The organism is Micromonospora sp. WMMC241, from assembly GCF_027460165.1.
Classification (GTDB): domain Bacteria; phylum Actinomycetota; class Actinomycetes; order Mycobacteriales; family Micromonosporaceae; genus Micromonospora; species Micromonospora humi.
Window position 1 is genome coordinate 3,151,303 of the sequence record NZ_JAPZBF010000001.1, and the last position, 20,040, is coordinate 3,171,342.

At 72.7% G+C, this 20,040-nt stretch carries 16 protein-coding genes; 15 read left to right on the forward strand and 1 reads right to left on the reverse strand.

Annotated features, from left to right (window positions below):
• Positions 1 to 13 precede the first annotated feature (13 nt).
• The 5 genes from O7598_RS14685 to O7598_RS14705 are packed head-to-tail and all read left to right on the forward strand — an operon-like array spanning position 14 to position 7,301.
• The gene (locus O7598_RS14685) at positions 14 to 484 is read left to right on the forward strand and encodes a hypothetical protein (protein WP_269694870.1); all 471 of its coding nucleotides are present in this window, start codon (positions 14 to 16) and stop codon (positions 482 to 484) included.
• Positions 484 to 2,013 (forward strand): hypothetical protein, encoded by a 1,530-nt coding sequence (locus tag O7598_RS14690; protein ID WP_269691904.1) that lies wholly within the window; start codon positions 484 to 486, stop codon positions 2,011 to 2,013. The genes O7598_RS14685 and O7598_RS14690 overlap by 1 nt, the downstream gene beginning before the upstream one ends.
• Positions 2,010 to 3,338: a VWA domain-containing protein gene (locus tag O7598_RS14695; protein WP_269691905.1), complete on the forward strand. Its 1,329-nt coding sequence runs from the start codon at positions 2,010 to 2,012 to the stop codon at positions 3,336 to 3,338. Before O7598_RS14690 ends, O7598_RS14695 begins: the two co-directional genes overlap by 4 nt.
• 13 nt (positions 3,339 to 3,351) lie before the next feature.
• A complete protein-coding gene (locus O7598_RS14700) occupies positions 3,352 to 4,464 on the forward strand; it encodes an ATP-binding protein (RefSeq protein WP_269691906.1) in 1,113 nt (370 codons plus the stop codon).
• On the forward strand, positions 4,461 to 7,301 hold the full coding sequence (locus O7598_RS14705; RefSeq protein WP_269691907.1) for a DUF5682 family protein: 2,841 nt from the start codon (positions 4,461 to 4,463) through the stop codon (positions 7,299 to 7,301). Before O7598_RS14700 ends, O7598_RS14705 begins: the two co-directional genes overlap by 4 nt.
• Here O7598_RS14705 and O7598_RS14710 read toward each other — a convergent pair.
• A complete protein-coding gene (locus O7598_RS14710) occupies positions 7,288 to 7,620 on the reverse strand; it encodes a cupin domain-containing protein (protein ID WP_269691908.1) in 333 nt (110 codons plus the stop codon). The two genes, O7598_RS14705 and O7598_RS14710, sit on opposite strands and share 14 nt — an antisense overlap.
• Positions 7,621 to 7,724: 104 nt before the next feature.
• On the opposite strand from O7598_RS14710, the gene O7598_RS14715 reads away from it, so the two are divergent.
• From O7598_RS14715 to O7598_RS14760, 10 genes are all read left to right on the forward strand, one after another.
• Complete coding sequence (locus O7598_RS14715) at positions 7,725 to 8,105, forward strand: YccF domain-containing protein (RefSeq protein ID WP_269691909.1); 381 nt, start codon at positions 7,725 to 7,727, stop codon at positions 8,103 to 8,105.
• A gap of 483 nt (positions 8,106 to 8,588) precedes the next feature.
• Entirely contained in the window at positions 8,589 to 9,311 is a 723-nt protein-coding gene (locus O7598_RS14720) for an FkbM family methyltransferase (protein WP_269694871.1), read from the forward strand.
• A 225-nt stretch (positions 9,312 to 9,536) separates the two neighbouring features.
• On the forward strand, positions 9,537 to 10,538 hold the full coding sequence (locus O7598_RS14725; RefSeq protein ID WP_091057417.1) for a LacI family DNA-binding transcriptional regulator: 1,002 nt from the start codon (positions 9,537 to 9,539) through the stop codon (positions 10,536 to 10,538).
• A gap of 122 nt (positions 10,539 to 10,660) precedes the next feature.
• Positions 10,661 to 12,340, forward strand: a complete 1,680-nt coding sequence (locus tag O7598_RS14730; protein ID WP_269691910.1) for an ABC transporter substrate-binding protein — start codon at positions 10,661 to 10,663, stop codon at positions 12,338 to 12,340.
• An 87-nt stretch (positions 12,341 to 12,427) separates the two neighbouring features.
• Positions 12,428 to 13,555: an ABC transporter ATP-binding protein gene (locus O7598_RS14735; RefSeq protein WP_269691911.1), complete on the forward strand. Its 1,128-nt coding sequence runs from the start codon at positions 12,428 to 12,430 to the stop codon at positions 13,553 to 13,555.
• A complete protein-coding gene (locus O7598_RS14740) occupies positions 13,552 to 14,529 on the forward strand; it encodes an ABC transporter permease (RefSeq protein WP_269691912.1) in 978 nt (325 codons plus the stop codon). The genes O7598_RS14735 and O7598_RS14740 overlap by 4 nt, the downstream gene beginning before the upstream one ends.
• Before the next feature lie 4 nt (positions 14,530 to 14,533).
• Entirely contained in the window at positions 14,534 to 15,568 is a 1,035-nt protein-coding gene (locus O7598_RS14745) for an ABC transporter permease (protein ID WP_269691913.1), read from the forward strand.
• On the forward strand, positions 15,565 to 16,572 hold the full coding sequence (locus O7598_RS14750; RefSeq protein WP_269691914.1) for an ABC transporter ATP-binding protein: 1,008 nt from the start codon (positions 15,565 to 15,567) through the stop codon (positions 16,570 to 16,572). Before O7598_RS14745 ends, O7598_RS14750 begins: the two co-directional genes overlap by 4 nt.
• Positions 16,573 to 16,606: 34 nt before the next feature.
• On the forward strand, positions 16,607 to 18,016 hold the full coding sequence (locus tag O7598_RS14755; RefSeq protein ID WP_269691915.1) for a GH1 family beta-glucosidase: 1,410 nt from the start codon (positions 16,607 to 16,609) through the stop codon (positions 18,014 to 18,016).
• Positions 18,017 to 18,144: 128 nt separating this feature from the next.
• Positions 18,145 to 20,028 carry a lectin gene (locus O7598_RS14760; RefSeq protein ID WP_269691916.1) on the forward strand — a complete coding sequence of 628 codons (1,884 nt, stop codon included), beginning with the start codon at positions 18,145 to 18,147 and terminating at the stop codon, positions 20,026 to 20,028.
• Positions 20,029 to 20,040: the final 12 nt, after the last annotated feature.

The window sequence follows — 20,040 nt, forward strand, 5'->3', positions numbered from 1 at the left end:
GCGACGGCGGAGCGTGCTGCGGGTCGCACCCCCCGCGCGCGCCCGCAAGCTGGCCAAGGTGCCCTTCGTGGAGTTGGCCGACGGGCGGCTGCAGGGGGTGGTGTCCAGCGGTTCCGACGTGGAGCGCGTCTACGTCTCCTCGGTGACCGCCGGCAGCCACGCGGTCAACTGCAGCACCAACAACAACCGGCCCTGCGGCGGCCTGCGCGGCAGCCTGCTCTGCAAGCACCTGCACGCGCTCGCCGACGAGGCCGTGCTGCAGTACGGCGTCGACCAGGTCGCCCGCTACCTGCGCATCGACGTCGGCGACGGCGTCGACGGCGGCGCCGACCTGCTGGCCCGCACCGAGGCGCGGCACGAGCCCGGCCCGGCGGCGGTGGTGTTCAGCCGCTTCCTGCGCCACCTGGCCTACCTGGAGGTGCCGCCGAGCGCCACGCCGGTGCCCGAGCTGCACTGGTTCCCGGCCACGGCGGGGGTGCGCTGATGCTCGCCGCACAGCTCACCCAGCTCCATGACGACGCACCGGCCGGGCTGGCCGAGGCACTCGCCGTCGTCGACGGCATCGACGACACGCTCACCCGCGGCCTGGCCCGCGTCGCCGAACCGGACGCGGCCGCCTGGGCGGCGCTGGCCGAGGCGGTCGGTGGCACGCCGTTGGCCGAGCGGGCCGGCGAGGCGGTGCGCGCCGCGACCACCGGCGGGCTCACCGAGGAGCACCTGGCCGTGCTCGCAGGTGCCCGCGCCGCGCTGCTCGGCGCCGTCCACGACGCGCTACTGGACCGGCTCGACACCGCCCTGCACCGGTCCCGCGTCCCATGGGCCGCCGCGACCGGCATTCCGACGGTCGTCACCTCCGACGCGCCGCCGGGCGTCACCTCCGCCGGCACCCCGCCGGACGCCACCACCGACGCGCCGCCGGGCGTCACCTCCGCCGGCACCCCGCCGGAGGAGGCCTCCGTGGGCAGGCCGGCGGACGCCGCGCCCGCCCGCGCCGGCGCCCGGGCCTGGCTGCACGAGCTGACGCTCGCCGGCTGGCGCGGCGCCGACCACGAACTGCTCTCCGGCGCCGCCGCGCCGGTGGAGACCGCGCTCGCCGCGCCGGCGCTGCGCCGCCTCGCGGTGCTGCTCGACGGTCTCGCCGCCGAGCTGCGCGCCGGCCTGCCGGTGACCGACCCGGCGCGGCTGCCCGCCCGCCGCTGGGCCGACCTGTGGACGCGGGGCGTGTTGCTCGCCGCCGGCGCCGCAGCCGCCGAGGCCACGGCGCCCGAGCAGGTGTCCGGCCGGCTGCTGCCGCTCGGCCTCGACGTGCACGAGCACGACACCGCGTTCCAGGCGCAGCTGCACGCGCTGCTCGAACCGGCCGGCGGTGGCACGCCCCGGCTGGTCCGGGTCACCGTGGGCGCGGCGAAGGTGGCCACCATCGTCGGCCCGGCCGGCTGGCGGCTGCTGGAGGCCTATCCGGTGCTGCTCAAGGCGCTCGCCGAGCGGCGGGCGATGACCGTCACCGACCTGCCGGCGTACGGCGGCGACCTGCACTGGGTCGACGCACGCGCGGAGCTGGCCGAGCCGGCCGACCCGTTCGCCACGGCCCGGGTGCTGCTCGCCGGCGCGTCCGCCGCCGCGACCCCGCCGCTGCAGCGCCACCCCGCCGCGATCGCCGAGCCGGTCCTCGTCGAGGGTCGGGTCGTCCGGGACGCCGCCGGCGACCTGGTGGTCGACCTCGACGGCCGATCGGTTCCGCTGGCCACCGACCGGCTGCCGGCTGCCGGTCCGCTCACCCCGGCGCTGCTCGCCGCCGCCACCGCCTGCCTCGGCCTGCTGCGCTGGGACGACGACCGTTGGCTGCTGCAACCGCTCGCCGTGCGGGCCACCGTCAAGCGGCAGGCCGTCGAGGCGCACAACGGCGACTGGGCGTGCGGCGTCACCGACGCGAAGGCCGCCAAGGCCGAGGCCAGGGCGGGCGACGCGGTGGCCGTGCTGCGCGAGCGCGCGGGACGGTTGCTGCGCCGATGACCGACGACGACCGCGCCCACGCCAACCGCCGCCAGGTGCTCTACTGGCGCCTGCTCGCCCGCCTGTTCAGCCCCGACGAGCAGCCTGCGCTGGAGTCCGCCAGCGTCGCCGTGGTCGACGACCTCGGCCTGCCCGCCGCGCTGCTCGACCCGACCGTCTCCGTCGACACCGTCGTCCAGCGCTTCCCGGCGCTCGCCGACGAGCTGCGAGACCTGCTCGCCGCCGACCGGGAGACCCCGACCGGCGCCGAGCCGTTCCACCCGGCAGAGGCCGAGGTACGCCGCGCCGCGCTGGCGTCCAAACTGCTGCTCAACGTGCTCGCCACCGGCACCGGCGAGGTCAGCGCCGGGCAACTGGCCCGCTGGCAGGCCGACGCCGGCTGGTTCGAGCAGGCGTGCGGCGTCGCCCCCGGCGAGCTGCGCCGCGACGGCGCCGGCCTGGGCGCCACGCTCGCCGGCCTCGAGGGCGACCTGGTCCGCCGGATGCGGCTGCGGGAGGTGCTCGCCGACCCGGCACTGGCCGCCCGGCTCACCCCGAGCATGTCGCTGATCGAGCAACTCCTGCGCGACAAGGCGAACCTGTCCGGGGTGGCGCTGGCCAACGCCAAGTCGCTGATCCGCCGCTACGTCGACCAGGTCGCCGAGGTGCTGCGCACCCAGGTGGCCCAGGCCACCGTCGGCGCCGTCGACCGGTCGGTGCCGCCCAAGCGGGTCTTCCGCAACCTCGACCTGGACCGCACGATCTGGCAGAACCTCACCAACTGGAGCCCGGACGACGAGCGCCTCTACGTCGACCGGCTCTACTACCGGCAGACCGCCCGCCGCACCACCCCGGCCCGACTCATCGTGGTCGTCGACCAGTCCGGCTCCATGGTCGACTCGATGGTCAACTGCACCATCCTGGCCTCGATCTTCGCCGGGCTGCCCAAGGTCGACGTGCACCTGATCGCGTACGACACCCGGGCGCTGGACCTCACCCCCTGGGTCCACGACCCGTTCGAGGTGCTGCTGCGCACCAACCTCGGCGGCGGCAACGACGGCCCGGTCGCCATGGCCCTGGCCCGCCCCAAGATCGTCGAACCGCGCAACACCGTGCTGGTCTGGATCTCCGACTTCTACGAGTTCGACCGCTCGCAACCACTCTTCGACGGCATCGAGGCCGTGCACCGCTCCGGAGTGAAGTTCATCCCCGTCGGCTCGGTCAACAGCTCCGGCCACCAGAGCGTCAACCCCTGGTTCCGGCAGCGCTTCAAGGACCTCGGCACGCCCGTCATCTCCGGCCACATCCGCAAGCTCGTCACCGAGCTCAAGAACTTCCTCACCTAGGAGAGCACCCCTGATGTCCGACATGCTCCGCGCCCCCGCCGAGGTCAAGTACGCCGACGAGCTGGCCTACCTGGAATCCGTCGACACCGGGCCGAAGCCGTTCTCCTGGCGACTGAGCCCGCGCATGGTCCGACTGTTCGTGCTCGGCTCCGAACGCGCCGACAGCCTCGACCGGGAGATCCCGCAGAAGTGGTTCGGCGACCGCAGCTTCGTCGAACGCAGCATCGTCACCCTCGCCTCCGACCGCGGCCTGCTGCTCATCGGCGACCCCGGCACCGGCAAGAGCTGGCTCGCCGAGCTGCTCTCCGCCGCGATCTGCCGCAACTCCACCCTCGTCGTGCAGGGCACCGCGGGCACCACCGAGGACCACATCAAATACTCCTGGAACGTCTCCATGGTCATCGCCCGTGGCCAGTCCCGCGAGTCGATGATCCCCTCGCCGATCATGACCGCCATGGAACAGGGCGTCATCGGCCGCTTCGAAGAGCTGACCCGCTCCACCAGCGACGTGCAGGACGCGCTCATCTCGATCCTGTCCGAGAAGTACGTCTCCATCCCGGAGCTGGACCACGACAACATCGTCTTCGCCCAGCCCGGCTTCTCGATCATCGCCACCGCCAACAGTCGCGACCGCGGCGTCAACGACCTGTCCTCCGCGCTCAAGCGGCGGTTCAACTTCGTCCGCATCCCGGTGGTGACCAACAAGCGTAGCGAGGCCGAGATCGTCCGCTTCCGCACCGAGGAGCTGCTGCGCCGGCACCGCATCGAGCTGGAGGTGCCCCCCACCCTGCTCGACATCCTGCTGCAGAGCTTCGCCGACCTGCGCGCCGCCGCGTCCGCCGCCACCAGCGACGACGAGAAGCTGGAGTCGGCGCTGTCCACCGCCGAGCAGATCGGTGTGCTGGAGGACGCCGTCCTGCACAGCCAGTTCTTCGGCGACCGTACGCTGCGCGCGGCGACCCTCGCCGGCTCCCTGGTCGGCTCGCTGGCCCGCCGCAGCCCGGAGGACCTGGCCATCCTCAACAAATACCTGCACGGCGTCGTCGAGCCCCGCGCCAAGGCCGACGGCGGCGACTGGGACGGCTTCCTCGACGGCGGTCGCCAGGCGATCGCGTCGCTGGCATGACCGCGCCCGCCCCGACCGGCCTCTTCGGCGCGCTGCGCGAGCAGCTCACCGACGCCGCCGCCGCGTTCGCCGGCTCACCCGACGCGTTCGCCGGGATCCTCGCCGGCATGGTCGACGACGTCGACCGTGCGCTCGGCGAACGGCTGGAGATCTTCCCCGTCTGCCACCACTCCCCCGCGTCCGCGCTGGCCATGGCCCGACGGCTGCGCGCCCGCCCACCCCGGGTCATCTATCTCGAACTCTGCGAGGACCTCCGGCCCCTCCTCGACGAGCTGCGCAACTGCCGCCTGCCGGTGGCCGTGCAGGCGTTCGCCACCGAACTCGACGGCTTCCCCGCCGAGTGGAGCCCGCTGAGCGTCATCGCGCCCGTCACCGAGGCCTCCGCGGAATACCAGGCCATCGCGTACGCGCTGGACACCCCGGGCGTCGAGCTGGTGCTGGTGGACCGCTCCACCGACCACGTCTACCAGTGGGCCCCCCGCGACGACCAACCGGCCGGCCCCCACCCGGCCTCGTCCGCCGACGAGGACGCCGCCCTGCACGGCGACGCGGTCGGCGTGGAGATCGGCGACCTGCGCCCCCGCTTCGCCGAACTGGAGTCCTACCTGCTGCACCACGGCAAGGTCCGGCACTGGTCGGAGTGGTGGGAGCAATATGTCGAACGCCCCCTCGCCGACGCCGACCACGACACCTACCGGCAGGTCATGGTGCTGATCGGCAGCCTGTTCCGCCGGCTGCGCCCGAGCCGGTCCGCCCGCGACGACCGCGACGAGGACCGCGAGCGCCACATGTGGACCCGGATGCGCCAGCACCTCGCCGCCACCGGCGCCGACCCCGCCGACTGCCTCTACGTCTGCGGCGCGTTCCACGCCGCCAGCCGCGTCGAACAGTTCGGCCTCGATTCCACCGCGCCGGACTTCCCGATCAGCCCCCGCACCGGCACCCGCTGGCGCTACGGCCTCATCCCGTCCAGCCACTCCGCCATCGAGGCACAGTTCGGGCTCGCTCCCGGCACCGTCTCCATCGCCGCCGCCAACTGGACCGCCGCGCTCGGCCGCACCCGCGTCACGCCGTTCCGGCTGGCCGGGCAGCAGACCGGGAAGAAAGGGCGCCGCCACCGCGCCGTCACCGCGCCCGCCCCGCCCGACGCGACCACCGACCGGCTCACCGGCTTCCTCGCCGCGCCGCCCGCGCTCGACGAGCTGGACGAGGCCGAGCTGCGTGGCTGGTGCGTCGACATCGTCCGGCTCGCCCGACGCAACGGCTACCTGGCCAGCACCGCCGACGCGATCGCCGTGTTCGAGACCTCGATCCTGCTGGCCAACCTGCGCAACCGGGCCCGACCCACGCCGTACGACTTCGCCGACGCCGCGGTCACCTGCATCGAGAAGGACGTGGTGCCCGGCCGGCGCGACGTCCGCCGGCTCTGCGAGATCCTGCTCGGCGGCGACCGGATCGGCCAGGTCGGCTACGACTCCCTGCCGCCGCTGGCCCGCGACGTCCTCGACCGGCTCCGCCCGCTCGGCCTCGACCTGGAACGGCGCACCGTGCAACGCGCGCTGCTCGACCTGCGCGGTGACCCGGCGCTGGAAGCCTGCTCCGACCTGCTCTGGATGCTGCGACACCTGCTGCCCGCCGACGCGGTGCGCCCGATCATGGGCGAGCGTCGCCTCGGCCACCGCTCCACCCAGGAGAGCTGGGACCTCGCCCTCGGCCGCAACCAGCGCGCGCTCATCGAGCTGGGCTACGAGGGCGTCACCGTCGAGCAGGTGCTGGAGCAGCGGCTGCGGCGAGCGGTGCGTGGCCCGGACGCCACCGCCGCCCGCGCGCTCGCCGCCGTCGAGGACGCCATCCGCCTGCTGGACAGCCCGCGCCTGGTCGACGAACTCGGTGCGCGGGCGGTGGAACTGCTCGCCACCGAACGCACCGTCGACGACGCGCCGGAGGTGCTGCGTCGCATCCGCCGGCTGCTCGCGCACCACCGCACCACCGCACCGGCGCTGCCCGCCTGGTGTCAGGCGTTCGTCACCACCGGCTACGCCCACTACTGCACGCTGCTGCCCACCGCGTTCGTCGACGAGACGACAGGTGTCCGCCAGGTCGGCGCGATGCTCGGCTTCCTGTTCCACCTGGAGAGCCTCGCCCTGTCTCTGGGCTGTGACCGGTCGCAGCTCGAGCTGGCCGTCGCCCAGGCCCACCCCGAGGCGCCGGCCAAGTTGGCGCTGCTCTGGGCCGCCCGCCACCACCTGGGCCTGCTGCCGCTGGCGCACCTGCGCGAGCGCTGCGCCGACCTGCTGGCAAACCCGCTGGTGGTGCCGGCGTTCCCGCACTACCTCTCCGGGTTCGTGCACGCCCTCGACCCGGTGCCGGGGCTGGCGCCGTTCGTGGTCGAGACCATGTCCGCCGCATTCGCCCGGCTGCCCGACCCGGTGCTGCTGCCCTGGCTGCCCACCCTGATCACGACGCTGCGCGAACACGGCCCGGAGCTGGTGCCGCTGCTGGTCCGCGAGGCGGAACGCACCTTCCCCGCCACGTTGCCGGCGCTGGACGGCTGGACACCCCCATGGGCCGCCCCGCCCGCCGCGCCGGTCTCGCCCCCAGCCGGGTCGCCGGCCGCCGGCCCGGGGCGGGCGCACGGGCTGCTCGTCGCGCACCCGGCGGCGGTCGACGCGGTGGCCGCGTTGCTCGGCTGCGACGCGCCGTGGCGCTCCCCCGCTCAGCCTGGTGCGCCCGGCGGCGGCGGTGGCTCGCCGCTGTTGGCCGCGCACCCGGACACCGCCCACGCCGTGGCGGCCCTGCTGGCACCGCCGGGGCGGCCCGAGCTCAGCGCGGGGTGACCAGGGGCCGGCCGTCGTCCACGAAGTAGGAGGAGAGCATCCGGGTCTCGACGTCGCCGATGTTGCGGGCGTTGTGCACGACGTCCGGCGGGATCAGGAACGGCTCCCCGGCGCCGACGGTGAGCGCGGGCCGGTCGTCGAACTCCATGACGATGTCGCCCTGGATCAGGTAGCCGACCTCCTCGCCGGGGTGGCTGTGCCGTCCCGACTCGTGGCCGACCGGGATCCGGAACAGGGTCTGCACGATCAGCCGGCCCGGCACCTCGGCGTGAGCGCGCTGCAACTCGGTGCGGGTGACGCCTTCGGTCGAGGGTCCCACGACGGTGTGCTCCTTTCCGGGCGGGCGGCCGGGCCGCGGCTTCGACGCTAGCCGGGAACGTCCGGGCCTTCTGGGCACTTGCCGGTGGCAGGCACCATGGAGTGGTGATCCGCTTCCTGCTGAACCTGCTGTGGCTCGTCTTCGGCGGCGGCTTCGTCCTGGCCCTGGGCTACGGCGTGGCCGCCCTGATCTGCTTCGTCCTCGTCGTCACCATCCCGTTCGGCGTCGCCTCGCTGCGCCTCGCCTCGTACGCGCTCTGGCCGTTCGGCCGCACGCTGGTGCCGAAGCCGGGTGCCGGCGTCCCGTCCGGCCTGGCGAACGTGCTCTGGGTGGTGCTGGCCGGCTGGTGGCTGGCCCTGTCGCACATCCTCGCCGGGGTCGCGCTCTGCGTAACGATCATCGGCATCCCGTTCGGGGTGGCCAACTTCAAGCTGGTCCCGGCCGCGCTCTGGCCGCTCGGCCAGGAGGTCGTCGAGACTCCCTGACCCGGCCGCACCCGACGGTCGGCCACCCTCCTCCTGGCGCCTGTCGAGCTGACGTCAGAAACGACTCGGGCCGCCCCCCGGGGGCGGTCGTCAGAAAGTACTCGGCCGCCTGCGGTCGGGCGACAGAAGTGCTCGGGCCTCCGCGGTCGGTCGACAGAAACGACTCGGCCGCCCGGGGTGTCGGTCGACGGCGGACATCGGCGGCCCGGACGGCCGGACCGCCGGAGCGCCGCCGGTTGAGTCGTTGTCGACATCAGCTCGACAGGCAGTTCACCCGAAGGGTCGGCCGCCGCGGATTCCGATCCGCCGCGGCCGACCACCTGTTGCCGGGAGCGTCACCGCGGTCACGCCCGCTAAAGCATCCTAGGAGGATAGCGTGGTGCCCGGGCGGGCGAATACGGCTCGCGTCCGACGACGGGTGGCTACCGTCGGTGGGGTGGGGGTCGGGACGGGGTGATCGAGGCGCTCAAGGCGGATCCGGCGATGTCGGGCCTGCGCCGTTCGCTGGACTTCTACCACGGCGATCCGGTGCGCGAGGCGGCGCTCGACGCGTTCTACGCGCCGCTGGTCCGCGCCGGCGACCTGGTCCTCGACGTCGGCGCGCACGTGGGCGACCGGCTGGCCAGCTTCCGCCGGCTCGGCGCCCGGGTGGTGGCGGTGGAGCCGCAACCGCTGTGCGCCCGGGTGCTGCGCGCGCTGCACGACGGCGACGACGCGGTGACGGTGCTGGAGGCGGCCTGCGGACGGAACGCCGCACCGGTGCGGCTGCACGTGAACTCCGCCAACCCGACCGTCTCCACCGCCTCCCCCGGGTTCGTCCGGGCCGCCGGGCACGCCGCCGGCTGGGAGGGCGAGACCTGGGACGGCGAGATCGAGGTCGCCGGCACCACGCTGGACGCGCTGATCGACGCATACGGCGTGCCGGCCTTCGTGAAGATCGACGTGGAGGGCTTCGAGGACGCCGTGCTGGCCGGGCTGAGCCGGCCGGTGCCGGCGCTGTCGTTCGAGTTCACCACCATCGCCCGGGAACTGGCCGGACGCTGCCTGGACCGGCTCACCGCGCTCGGTTTCACCGCGTTCACCGTGGCGCTCGGCGACGAGATGACGTTCGCCCTGCCGAGTTGGCGGCCGGCGGCGGACGTGGCGGCGTACCTGGACGCGTTGCCGCACGAGGCGAACGCCGGCGACGTGTACGCGCGGACCTGACGTCCGTCCACATCGGATTTACCGCGTCCGACCACATTGACGCTGCTCACCGGCTTGATCGACACATCCGCTGCCCGGCCGCTTTTTTCAAGGGTCGAACTTAGCCATGTTTCGTTACCGGCCCGTTATTGACGTGACCGGCGCCACTTCGGTTGACTGCCACGGAACCGCTACCGCAACCGGTTCCGAAACACCCTCCTCATCCCTGCGACCCGGGAGCGTCACGTGCCGATCACCATCGCCGACGTCGCGACCCGGGCCGGGGTGAGCAAGACGACCGTCTCGCGGGTGCTCAACGGCAAGGGCGAGGTGCACATCCGCACCGCCGACCGGGTCCGCGCGGTGATCAGCGACCTCGGCTACGTGCCGAGCGCCCGCGCGGTCGGGCTGGCGCGTGGGCGCACCCGGGTGGTCGGCATGCTGGTGCCGGCGCTGACCTGGCCCTGGATGGGCGAGGTGCTGCAGGGCGCGGCCGACGCGGTCGAGGCCGAGGGCTACGGCATGCTGCTGTTCACCTGCACCCACGGCGACGAGTCGATGCGGCGGTTCGCCTCCCAGGTCTCCGCCAAGTCCTTCGACGGCCTGCTCGTGGTCGAACCCGAGGGCACCCTCGACTACATCACCGGGCTGCACCGGCGCGGCCTGCCGGTGATTCTCATCGACGACCGCGGTCACCAGCCCGGCTTCCCGTCGGTGCGGACCACCAACGAGGACGGCGCCCGGGCCGCCGCCGCGCACCTGCTGTCCCTCGGCCGCCGACGGCCGCTGGTCATCACCGGCCTGCGCCGGTTCGGCTGCACCCGGGAGCGGCTCGCCGGCTTCGCCGGCGGGTTCGCCGACGCCGGCGTACCCATCGCGCCGGAACGGGTCGTGGAGGGCGACTTCACCTTCGAGTGCGGGCGCGCGGCGGTGCGCCGGCTGCTCGCCGACGGCGTGCCGTTCGACGCGGTCTTCGCGCACAACGACCTCTCCGCCGCCGGCGCGTTGCAGGCGCTGCGCGACGCCGGACGGCGCGTCCCGCAGGACGTGGCGGTGGTCGGCTTCGACGACCTGCCGCTCGCCGGGCACACCCATCCCCCGCTGAGCTCGGTGCACCAGCCGCTGCGGGAGATGGGCACGGCCGCGGCCCGACTCCTCATCGCCCACCTCACCGGCACACCGCTGCCCGACACCCCGACCGTCATCCCGACCGGCTTCGCCGCCCGCGCCTCCACCCGCGTCACCTGAGCGCCACCCCGCCGCACCCGGCGACCCCGCCGGTGGGCAGCCAGCCCGCCGGTGCACCACCGCACACCCTCCATCCACCACATCCCGCCCGAGGACACGCGGGACCACCGAGGGAGACCTCCATGAGAAGAAGGCAACTCCTCGCCGTCGCGCTGGCCGGCGCGATGGTCACCACCACGGTCGCCGCCTGCGGCGACAGCCCGAACGCCAACAAGAAGAGCGGCCAGGCCGCGACCGTGCTGAACGTCGGCATGCCCAACGGCCCGCAGGCGGAGAACAACAACCCGTTCCTCACCACCTCGGCCGCCGCGTCGCTCGGCTACCGGTGGCAGATCTACGAGCCGCTGATGATGTGGAACCCGGTCAAGCCGGCCGAGCCGTTCAAGCCGTGGCTGGCCACCAAGGCCGAGTGGTCCGCGGACTACAAGTCGGTCAAGGTGACCGTCCGCGACAACGCCACCTGGTCCGACGGGCAGAAGGTCACCGCCGAGGACGTCGCGTTCACCTACAACCTGGTCAAGAAGTTCCCGGCGCTCAACGACCAGGGCGTGCCCTACACCGACGCGACCGCCAGCGGCAACGACGTCACCATCACCATGTCCAGCCCGCAGTTCGTCAACCAGCAGAAGGTGCTGTGGCGGGTGCCGATCGTGCCCAAGCACCTTTGGGAGAAGATCGCCGACCCGACCACCGACCCGGTGAAGCAGCCGGTCGGCAGCGGCCCCTACACGCTCAAGTCGTTCACCCCGGCCACCACCACGCTGACCGTGCGCGACAAGGGCTACTGGCAGGACGCGCCGAAGGTGAAGGAACTGCGCTTCACCTCGTACACCGACAACAGCGCGCAGACCACGGCGCTGGCCAACGGCGAGTCGGAGTGGAGCTTCGTCTTCATCCCCAACTACCAGACCGTGTTCGTGGCCAAGGACCAGAAGAACCACAAGGTGTGGGCCCCGCCGGTGCTGGGCATCCACGGCCTCTACCTGAACACCACGAAGAAGCCGTTCGACGACCCGACGCTGCGCAAGGCGATGAACATGGTGGTCGACCGGGCCGACATCTTCACCACCGCCGAGGCGGCCTACTTCCACCCCGAGGTCAAGAGCGTGACCGGCCTGCCCAGCCCGGCCGGTGACTCGTTCATCGCGCCCGAGTACAAGGGGCAGGAGCACAAGGTCGACGTCGAGGGCGCCAAGGCGCTGCTCACCGGCGCCGGCTACAAGCTCGACGGCACCACGCTCAAGGACAAGACCGGCAAGCCGGTGACGATCAAGCTGACCGACCCGGCCGGCTGGTCCGACTACCAGACCAGCCTGGAGATCGTGAAGGACAACCTGTCCAAGATCGGCATCGCGGCGACCATCGACAAGGCCAACCAGGACGCCTGGTTCCGCAACGTGGAGCAGGGCAACTTCGAAGCCACCTTCCGCTGGACCGAGAGCGGCGCCACGCCGTACGACATCTACCGGACGATCATGGACGGTCGGGTGCTGAAGCCGATCGGCACCGCGTCGCCCGCCGGCAACTTCGGCCGCTTCGACGACAAGACGGCGACCGACGCCCTGGTCTCCTACGCCAACGCCACCGACGACGCCACCCGCACCGCGGCGCTCGCCACGCTGCAGAAGATCTTCGTCGAGCAGACGCCGATGATCCCGGTCGGCGCTGACAACATCGGCGGCGCCTACAGCGCGAAGAACTGGACCGGCTGGCCGGACGACTCGAACCCGTACGGCGCGCTGCAGCCCACCCAGCCCAACGCGGTGGACGTGGTGCTGCACCTCAAGCCGACCGCCGGCTGACCCGGCGCCGTCGCCCCGGCCGGCACGCCCGCCGGCCGGGGCGACGGACCCCGCCCTCACCCCGGCAACCCCAGACAGGAATTCGGCATGACGACGACCGAGAGCGCCCCGGCGCCGGCCGACGAGGTGGTGCTGGAGGCCGTCGGCCTGACCAAGCACTTCCCGGTCCGCCGGCGGCTGCGCGACCTCCTCTCCCGGACCCCGACGGTGGTGCACGCCGTCGACGACGTCTCGATCGCGCTGCGCCGCGGCCGGGTGACCGCGCTGGTCGGCGAGTCCGGCTCCGGCAAGTCCACGGTGGCCCGGCTGCTGGCCCAGCTCTACCCGCGTACCGGCGGCGACATCCGGCTGCACGGCGCCTCGATCCGGGTACGCGGCGGCCGCCGCTTCCGGGCGTACGTGCGCCGGGTGCAGCTGATCCTGCAGGACCCGTTCGCCTCGCTGAACCCGGTGCACACGGTCCGCTACCACCTCACCCGGTCGCTGCGCATCCACGGCAACGCCGGGACCGGCCCGGACGGGCTGGAGAAGGCGCTGGCCGACCTGCTCACCCGGGTCAGCCTCACCCCGCCGGAGCGCTACCTGGACGCGTTCCCGCACGAGTTGTCCGGCGGCCAGCGCCAGCGCGTCGCGATCGCGCGGGCGCTCGGCGCCGACCCCGAGGTGCTGCTGGCCGACGAGCCGGTCTCCATGCTGGACGTCTCGATCCGCCTCGGCGTGCTCAACCTGCTGCAGGACCTGAAGGACCGGCTCAACCTGGCGATCCTCTACATCACCCACGACATCGCGTCGGCCCGCTACTTCGCCGACGACACCATCGTGATGTACGCCGGCCGGATGGTCGAGGGCGGCGACAGCGAGACGGTCACCCAACGGCCGGCGCACCCGTACACCCGGTTGTTGACCGACTCGGCGCCGGACCCGGAGCGGATCACCGGCGCGGGCGCCGACGCCCCCGCGACCACCGAGCGCGGTCACGGGGAGCCGCCGAGCCTGATCCGCCCGCCGGCCGGCTGCCGGTTCCACCCGCGCTGCCCGCACGCCATGCCCCGGTGCGCGAGCGACCTGCCGCCGCCGATCCCGGTCGACGACCGGCCCGGGCACTGGGCGGCGTGCTGGCTGTTCGACCCGGCCACCGTCGCGGCCGAGAGGACCGGAACCGCCGCGGCGACCCCGACGGCCGGCGCCACCGCCGGGCAGGAGGCGGCCCGATGAGGTTCCTGCTGCAACGGGTGGCCTTCTACCTGTTCACCGCGTGGGCGGCGATCACCCTCAACTTCTTCATCCCGCGGATCGTGCCGGGCGACCCGGTGCAGTCGCTGATCTCCCGCAACCAGGGCCGGATCAGCGCCGACGCCATCGCGTCGCTGCGGGTGCTGTTCGGGCTGGACTCCGACCGCAACCTGTGGGAGCAGTACGTGGCCTACTGGGGCCAACTGCTGCACGGCGACCTGGGGTTGTCGTTCACGTTCTTCCCGGCGCCGGTGTCCGAGGTGATCGGGAGCAGCCTGCCGTGGACGGTCGGCCTGGTCGGCGTCACCACGATCGTCAGCTTCCTGCTCGGCACCGCCCTCGGCGTCGGCGCGGGCTGGCGGCGCGGGTCGTGGATCGACGGGCTGCTGCCGGCCACCACGTTCCTCTCCTCGATCCCCTACTTCTGGCTGGGCCTGGTGGCGATCGCGTTGTTCGCCGGGCCGGGCAGCTTCTTCCCCTCCTCCGGCGGCTACGAACCAGGGCTGGTGCCGGCGTTCGACGCGTACTTCATCCCGAGCGCGTTGCAGCACAGCATCCTGCCGGCGGCGACCATCCTGGTGTCGTCGATGAGCGGCTGGATCCTCAGCATGCGCAACATGATGGTCACCGTCGCCAGCGAGGACTACATCACCGTCGCGCACGCCAAGGGGCTATCCGAGCGCCGGGTGGCGCTCAGCTACGCCGCCCGCAACGCGCTGCTGCCCAACGTCTCCGGTTTCGCGTTGTCGCTGGGCTTCATCGTCGGCGGCACGCTGCTGGTGGAGATCGTCTTCTCCTACCCGGGCCTGGGGTTCCAGCTCTTCCAGGCCGTCGGCAGCAAGGACTACCCGCTGATGCAGGGCATCTTCCTGATCATCACGATCTCGGTGCTGGTGGCGAACCTGCTGGCCGACGTCGCGTACCTGCTTCTCGACCCGCGGACCCGAAAGAGCTGAGCCGATGACAATCTCCCCGTCGAGCATCGAGCAGGTCATCCCCGGGCAGGGCGCGATGGCGCAGCCGTCGGCCCGGGCCCGGCGACGCCGGTTCCGCTTCGTGGCCAACGCCAAGGCCGCCACCGGGCTGGTCGTCCTCGGCGTGTACGCGCTGCTGGCGGTGATCGGGCCGTGGATCGCGCCGTACGACCCGGACGCGCGCAGCGCCGACGTGCTCCAGGCGCCGTCGACCCGGCACTGGTTCGGCACCACCCACCTCGGGCAGGACATCTTCAGCCAGATCCTGGTCGGCGCGCGCAGCGTGATGGTGGTGGGGCTGATCGCCGGCGTGCTGGCCACCGTCCTGTCCATCCTGATCGGCGTGACCGCCGGCTACCTGGGCGGCGCCGCCGACGAGAGCCTGTCCGCACTGTCCAACGTGTTCCTGGTGATCCCGGCGCTGCCGCTGATCATCATCGTGGCGTCGCTCGTCGACCAGGCCGGCGACCTGCTGGTCGCGCTGATCATCGGGCTCACCTCGTGGGCGTGGGGGGCCCGGGTACTGCGCGCCCAGACCCTGTCGCTGCGTCGCCGCGACTACGTGGAGGCGGCCCGGGCCACCGGCGAGCGGACCTGGCGGATCATCGGCTTCGAGATCCTGCCCAACCTGACCGCGATCATCGCCTCCGGCTTCGTCGGCACGGTGATCTTCGCGGTGATGTCGGAGATCACCCTGGCGTTCATCGGCATCTCCTCGGTCAGCTCCTGGAACTGGGGAACGATCCTGTTCTGGGCGCAGGGCCAGCAGGCGCTCGCGCAGGGCGCGTGGTGGTGGTTCGTGCCGGCCGGGCTGGCCATCGCGCTGCTCGGCACCGCGCTCGCGCTGATCAACTTCGGCATCGACGAGTTCGTCAGCCCCCGGTTGCGCACCGGCGGCCGGACCCGGATCCGCACCGCCGACGGCCGCACCGTGCGGATGCGGGTCGGCTTCACCCCGGTGCTGGCCCCGAAGGCGGCCACCGTGCCGATGCCTGACACCCGGAAGGACCAGATCTCATGAACGGCAAGGTGCTGGAGATCCGTGGGCTCTGCGTCGACTACGGCATCGGCGCGGACGCGGTGCGGGCGGTCCGCGACGTCGACCTGACGCTGCACCGCGGCGAGGTGCTCGGCCTGGCCGGGGAGAGCGGCAGCGGCAAGTCCACCCTGGCGTACGGGCTGACCCGGCTGCTGCCCCCGCCCGGCGTGGTCAGCGGCGGCCAGGTGATCTACCACCCGGCCGACGGCCCGCCGGTCGACGTGCTGACGCTCAGCCCGGCCCGGCTGCGGGAGTTCCGCTGGGCGGAGACGTCGATCGTGTTCCAGGGCGCGATGAACTCGCTCAACCCGGTGCACAAGGTCTCCACCCAGCTCCTCGACGTGATCAGGGCGCACGAGCCGAAGAGCACCGCCGCGGGCCGGCTGGCCCGCGCCAAGGACCTGCTGCGCCTGGTCGGCATCGCCGCCGACCGGCTGGACAGCTATCCGCACCAGCTCTCCGGCGGCATGCGCCAACGCGTCATGATCGCCATGGCGCTGGCGTTGGAGCCGCAACTGGTCATCATGGACGAGCCGACCACCGCGCTGGACGTGGTGATGCAGCGGCAGATCCTCGGCCAACTCGCCGAGCTGCGCGAACGGCTGGGCTTCGCGGTGCTGTTCATCACCCACGACCTGTCGCTGCTGGTGGAGTTCTCCGACCGGATCGCCATCATGTACGGCGGCCGGATCGTCGAGGAGGCGCCCGCCGCCCGGCTGTACCGGGAGCCGCTGCACCCGTACACCGAGGGGTTGCTGCACTCGTTCCCGGCGCTGCGCGGGCCGCGCCGCGAGCTGACCGGCATCCCCGGCTCCCCGCCTGACCTGCGCGCCATGCCGGCCGGCTGCGCGTTCCACCCGCGCTGCCCCAAGGCGTTCGAGCCGTGCGACGAGCGGGTGCCGGTGCTGGGCCCGCCCGGCGTCGACGATCCGACGCGGGCGGTCGCGTGCTGGCTGCACCCGGCCGTCACCCCCCTGCCCCGCTGAAGAGTCCGAGCCCACCGCTACCGCGAGGAGAACCATGGACACCGACCTCAACCGCCCGAGTGTCGATCAGGCCGACCCGATCGACACGCTGCCGCCGACCTTCCGGTGGGGGGTGGCGACGTCGTCGTACCAGATCGAGGGCGCGGTGGCCGAGGACGGCCGCACCCCGTCGATCTGGGACACCTTCTGCCGGGTCCCGGGGGCGGTGGCGAACGGCGACCACGGCGACGTGGCCTGCGACCACTACCACCGGATGCCGCAGGACGTGGCGCTCATCGCCGACCTGGGGCTGGACACCTACCGGTTCTCGGTGGCGTGGCCGCGGGTGCAGCCGGGCGGGCGCGGACCGGCGAACGCCGCCGGGCTGGCCTTCTACGACCGGCTGGTGGACGAGCTGCTCGGCCGGGGCGTCGACCCGTGGGTGACGCTCTACCACTGGGACCTGCCGCAGGAGCTGGAGGACGCCGGCGGCTGGCCGAACCGGGACACCGCCTACCGCTTCGCCGACTACGCCGAGCTGGTCTTCGCCGCGCTCGGCGACCGGGTCCGCACCTGGACCACGCTGAACGAGCCGTGGTGCTCGGCGATGCTCGGCTACGCGTACGGCGACCACGCCCCGGGCCGGCGGAACCTGGGCGACGGCATCGCCGCCGCCCACCACCTGCTGCTCGGGCACGGGCTGGCCACCCAGCGGCTGCGCGCGGCGGCACAGGCGCCGATCGAGCTGGGCCTGACCGTGAACCTGGCCACCGCCGACCCGGCCACCGACAGCGCGGCGGACCGGGATGCGGCGCGGGCCGCGGACGGGCTGGGCAACCGGCTCTACCTGGGCCCGGTGCTGCGTGGTTCCTACCCGCAGGACGTGATCGCGGACCTGGCCGCGGAGGGCGTGCAGATCCCGGTGCAGGACGGTGACCTGGAGGTCATCGCCACGCCGATCGACGTGCTCGGGGTCAACTACTACTTCGGGCAGCTGCACTCCGGGGTGGACGAGCAGGGCCGCGAGCGCGACGACGACGGAAAGCCGGTGCGCCGGGTGGTCCGCCGGGACCTGCCGCGCACCGCGATGGACTGGGAGATCGTGCCGGAGTCCTTCACCGACCTGCTGGTGCGGCTGCACCGCGACTACCCGGGCGTGCCCATGGTGATCACCGAGAACGGCGCGGCGTTCGACGACGAGGCGGACGCCGACGGGTTCGTGGCCGACGACGACCGGGTCTCCTACCTGACCGAGCACCTGCGGGCGGTGGCCCGGGCCCGGCAGGCGGGCGCGGACATCCGCGGCTACTTCGCCTGGTCGCTGCTGGACAACTTCGAGTGGGCGTACGGCTACGACAAGCGGTTCGGCATCGTCCGGGTGGACTACGACTCGCAGCGCCGCACGCCGAAGCGCAGCGCGCTGTGGTACCGCGACACGGTGCGTCGGGTGCGCGGGCAGCGCTGAGTCGACCGCAGGGGGCGGCCGCGCGGGAGTCCTCCCGGGCGGCCGCCCCTTTTTTTCACGTCTTGACATAAGGCCGGAACAACGGTTCGCTCATTCGCGGATGTCAATCCAGTTGGGAAGGAGCATCCGTGTCCCCCACCACCGCTGCCCGCCACGCCGGCCGCGTCGCCCTGACGCTCTGCCTCACCGCCGGCGCCCTCGTCCCCACCACCGCCGCCCACGCCGCCGGCGAGACCGTCGACGTCTGGCTCACCACCACCTCCGACGCCGGCGGCCGGACCGTCACCCGCGGACTGCAACAGCAGAGCCCGCTGAGCTTCGCCACCACCAGCCCCGGCGCCACCCACACCATCACCGTCGACGAGAACACCCGCTACCAGCCGTTCGAGGGCGCCGGCGCGTCCATCACCGACACCACGGCGTACCTGCTGCGCGGCGGCGGAGTCAGCGCGGCCACCCGGGACGCGGTGATGCGCAAGTTGTTCAGCCCGACCGACGGCATCGGGCTGTCGTTCGTGCGCAACCCGATCGGCGCATCCGACCTGTCCCGCCCCGGAAACGTGTCCCTCGACGACACCTGCTGCGACCTGAACGACTTCGGCGCCAACGGCTACGACACGAACGTCGAGCTGCTCACCGCGCAGGCCCGCCAGCTCAACCCGGCGCTGCGGGTGATGGTGGTGCCGTGGAGCGCGCCCGCATGGATGAAGGACAACGGCCGGATGGACCAGATGGGCTGGCTGAAGTGGGAGTACTACGCCACCTACGCCCAGTACTTCGTCAGGACCATCCAGGCGTACGCGGCCCGCGGCGTGAAGGTCGACTACCTGTCGGTGCAGAACGAGCCGAACTGCTGCCAGTCCGGCAACCCCACCGCGATGGACTACCCGGGCATGAGCTGGAACTCCTCCGGCCTGGCCGAGCTGACCAAGAACTTCGTCTACCCGGCGTTCCGGGCCGCCGGCATCACCACGAAGGTGCTGGTGCACGACTGGAACTACGGCGACTACGCCACCCTGGGCTCCGGGGTGCTCGGCGACGCGGGCGTCCGCACCGACCCGCTCTTCGGCGGCATCGCCTGGCACGGCTACTTCGGTGACCCGGCGGTCGGCAGCCAGGTGCGCGCCCAGTATCCGGCGGTGCCGCAGTTCAGCACCGAGCACTCCGGCGGCACCTGGATCACCAACCAGCACAACGAGGACATGGCCGACATCGTCACCTACGCCCGGAACTGGAGTCGCAGCGTGGTGAAGTGGAGCCTCGCGGTCAACCAGAACATGGGCCCGCACAACGGCGGCTGCGGCACCTGCACCGGCCTGATCACCGTGCAGGAGGGCGGCGCCCGGGCCGGCCAGGTCGACTACACCGTCGAGTACTACACCACCGGGCACCTGACCAAGTTCGTCCGGCCCGGCGCGACCCGGATCGACTCCACCGCCGACGGCACCGTGCCGAACGTCGCCTACCGCAACGCGGACGGCTCCAAGGCCCTGCTCGCGCACAACGGCGGCACGTCGGCGCAGTCGGTGAAGGTGGTGTGGGGCGGGCAGTCGTTCACCTACACGCTGCCGGCCCGCACCACCGCCACGTTCACCTGGTCCGGCACCCCGTCCGGCGGCGGCGCCGCGCCGACCGGCCCGGTCACCGGCATCGGCGGCAAGTGCCTGGACGTCACCGACAACGCCACCGCCGACGGCACACCGGCGCAGATCTGGAGCTGCACCGGCGGCGCCAACCAGCGCTGGACCCGGGCCGCCGACGGCACGCTGCGCGCGCTCGGCAAGTGCCTGGACGTGGCCGGCGGGGGCACCGCCGACGGCACGAAGGTGCAGCTGTGGACCTGCAACGGCAGCGCCGCCCAGCAGTGGACCTGGACCGCCGGGCGGGACCTGGTGAACCCGCAGGCGAACAAGTGCCTCGACGTCACCGGCAACACCTCCGCCGACGGGACCAAGACCCAGGTGTGGAGCTGCACCGGCGGCGCCAACCAGAAGTGGACGCTGCCGTCCTGAACCGACCGGTCG

Coding starts and splice junctions, on each gene's coding strand:
- O7598_RS14730 (WP_269691910.1), top strand. CDS start 10,661: ATGAGAAGAAGGCAACTCCTCGCCGTCGCGCTGGCCGGCGCGATGGTC.
- O7598_RS14755 (WP_269691915.1), top strand. CDS start 16,607: ATGGACACCGACCTCAACCGCCCGAGTGTCGATCAGGCCGACCCGATC.
- O7598_RS14700 (WP_269691906.1), top strand. CDS start 3,352: ATGTCCGACATGCTCCGCGCCCCCGCCGAGGTCAAGTACGCCGACGAG.
- O7598_RS14690 (WP_269691904.1), top strand. CDS start 484: ATGCTCGCCGCACAGCTCACCCAGCTCCATGACGACGCACCGGCCGGG.
- O7598_RS14735 (WP_269691911.1), top strand. CDS start 12,428: ATGACGACGACCGAGAGCGCCCCGGCGCCGGCCGACGAGGTGGTGCTG.
- O7598_RS14750 (WP_269691914.1), top strand. CDS start 15,565: ATGAACGGCAAGGTGCTGGAGATCCGTGGGCTCTGCGTCGACTACGGC.
- O7598_RS14695 (WP_269691905.1), top strand. CDS start 2,010: ATGACCGACGACGACCGCGCCCACGCCAACCGCCGCCAGGTGCTCTAC.
- O7598_RS14705 (WP_269691907.1), top strand. CDS start 4,461: ATGACCGCGCCCGCCCCGACCGGCCTCTTCGGCGCGCTGCGCGAGCAG.
- O7598_RS14740 (WP_269691912.1), top strand. CDS start 13,552: ATGAGGTTCCTGCTGCAACGGGTGGCCTTCTACCTGTTCACCGCGTGG.
- O7598_RS14745 (WP_269691913.1), top strand. CDS start 14,534: ATGACAATCTCCCCGTCGAGCATCGAGCAGGTCATCCCCGGGCAGGGC.
- O7598_RS14720 (WP_269694871.1), top strand. CDS start 8,589: ATGTCGGGCCTGCGCCGTTCGCTGGACTTCTACCACGGCGATCCGGTG.